Annotated in this window: 2 protein-coding genes and 1 pseudogene; all 3 read right to left on the minus strand. The window is 41.3% G+C overall.

Going from position 1 to position 2126, the window contains the following annotated elements; translation table 11 throughout:
* A pseudogene (locus HP456_RS23190) lies at positions 1–278 on the minus strand (UDP-glucose--hexose-1-phosphate uridylyltransferase); the annotation flags it as partial.
* Positions 275–1276, minus strand: a complete 1002-nt coding sequence (gene galE / locus HP456_RS23195; RefSeq protein WP_172255458.1) for a UDP-glucose 4-epimerase GalE — start codon at positions 1274–1276, stop codon at positions 275–277. The gene galE and the pseudogene HP456_RS23190, both read right to left, overlap by 4 nt.
* On the minus strand, positions 1273–2126 hold an 854-nt coding region (locus HP456_RS23200; RefSeq protein WP_172255460.1), incomplete at its 5' end, for a galactokinase. The genes HP456_RS23200 and galE, both read right to left, overlap by 4 nt.

Raw genomic sequence — 2126 nt, forward strand, 5'->3', positions numbered from 1 at the left:
ACAACGGATGGTCTTGGAACAAAGCAATTCATTAAATTGGCTGCTAAGATTTCCCTCTCATCAAAGACGTTATCTATCACTTTATCTTCCACTGCATATGCAATGATTTTCTCTATAAGATTTGGAATTGAATCCTCACATAGCTGCACCTCTTCAGGATAGGTATCCAGTCCAAGTAAGCTCATCACCTGATTTCGAATATAAACCTTATCTCCCGGTTCAATTAATTGCACATCCAACGCCTTCTGAATCAGACCGGCAATATGTTGATAGATCAAGTTAGCACATCCTTTTTGTAACCATCCGGCTGGGAAGAGTGCCATTTCCATGCGTCCTCAATCATCTTCGAAATGGATGTTCTAGTTGGATTCCAGCCTAGTACTTGTTTCGCTTTTTCCGAACTTGCTACTAGAGTCCCCGGATCACCGGTTCGGCGCGGCCCAATTTCTGCTCGAATGTCCTTGCCTGTAACCTCTCTTGCTGCTTCAATCATTTCTTTCACAGAGAATCCCTGGCTGCTTCCCAAATTAAACACATCACTTTTGCCGCAAGCTTGTAAATAGTTTAAGGCTAAAAGATGAGCAGTAATTAAATCTTCTACATGAATATAATCCCGGATACACGATCCATCAGGCGTGTCATAATCATCTCCAAAAATGGTGATATGAGGTCGTTGCCCTAAAGCAGTCTGTAAGATGATTGGAATTAGATGAGTTTCGGGTTGATGGTCCTCCCCGATTTCTGAAGTTTCTCTTGCGCCGGCTACATTAAAATAGCGTAATGATACATATTTTATCCCGTATGCGTGTTCGGTCCACTTTATCATCTTTTCCATGGTTAGTTTCGTCTCACCATATGTGTTGGTTGGGTTCGTGGGTGCCGATTCGGTAATGAGCGCCATATCAGGCTCACCATAGGCTGCTGCAGTTGAAGAGAATACAATATGTTTTACTTTATATTCAACCATGGCCTTAAGTAATACCTGTGTCCCATAAACATTATTGTCATAATACTTGAGAGGATTTTGCATAGATTCTCCGACTAGTGAATTGGCTGCAAAATGCATCACTGCAGTAATCGGTTCTTCTTCAAATACAGAACGTAAGAACTCAATATTACGCATATCTCCCTCATAGAACACGGCCTTTGAATGTATCGCTTGTCTGTGTCCAGTTTCAAGGTTATCCACCACCACAACCTGTTCACCTTGATCAATCAATCGATAAACAGCATGTGAACCTATATAGCCTGCACCGCCTAAAACTAATATACTCATAGTATAGCCTCCTCAGAAATCTCTCTAGCACCGCTGCCAATCCCGGCTGTGTAAAATGTTGCATCATAACCGATTTTTTCTCTGTAGATAGTAGAAATGTTTTTCTTGAAATCATTTACTTTATCTTTTGCCACAACCGCAATGGCACATCCGCCAAACCCAGCACCAGTCATACGTGCGCCAATTACTCCATCTTGTGCCCATGCAGCTTGGACGAGGGTATCAAGCTCGTGACCGGTAACCTCATAATCGTCTCTCAGTGAGCGATGAGATTCATTCATTAATTGACCAAAACGAATAAGATCTCCCTGCTGCAGATCTTTTAGTGCTTCTAATGTGCGTGCATTTTCATATACAGCGTGTTTAGCTCGTTTTCGATTCACCTCATCTGTGATTAGTTTTTTATTCAGTTCAAATTCCTCAGGTGTTAATTCTCCTAAACTATGAACCGCTAGTTTCCGCTGCAAGTCCCTTAATGCTTGCTCACATTGCGTACGGCGTTCGTTATACTTAGAGCCTGCTAACGCACGTTGTTTATTTGTATTGATAATCATGATGACATATTGACCCAGTTCAAGAGGGGCATATTCATATTCAAGAGTTTGACAATTTAAAAGGATGGCATGATCTTGTTTTCCCATACCGATAGCAAATTGATCCATAATCCCGCTGTTAACACCGATATACATATTTTCAACCATTTGACCAAATTGAATCATTGGAATGGGTTTCAATTTCAAATCGAAAAGTCCATTCAATAAAACGCCAGTTGCCATTTCTATGGACGCAGAAGATGAAAGACCTGCCCCATTGGGAATATTGCCAAAAAATAAAATATCTGCCCCTCGGT

Origin of the sequence: Bacillus haikouensis (genome assembly GCF_013179555.1) — a bacterium.
GTDB lineage: Bacteria > Bacillota > Bacilli > Bacillales > Bacillaceae_B > Rossellomorea > Rossellomorea haikouensis_A.

Coding starts and splice junctions, on each gene's coding strand:
- galE (WP_172255458.1), bottom strand. CDS start 1,276: ATGAGTATATTAGTTTTAGGCGGTGCAGGCTATATAGGTTCACATGCT.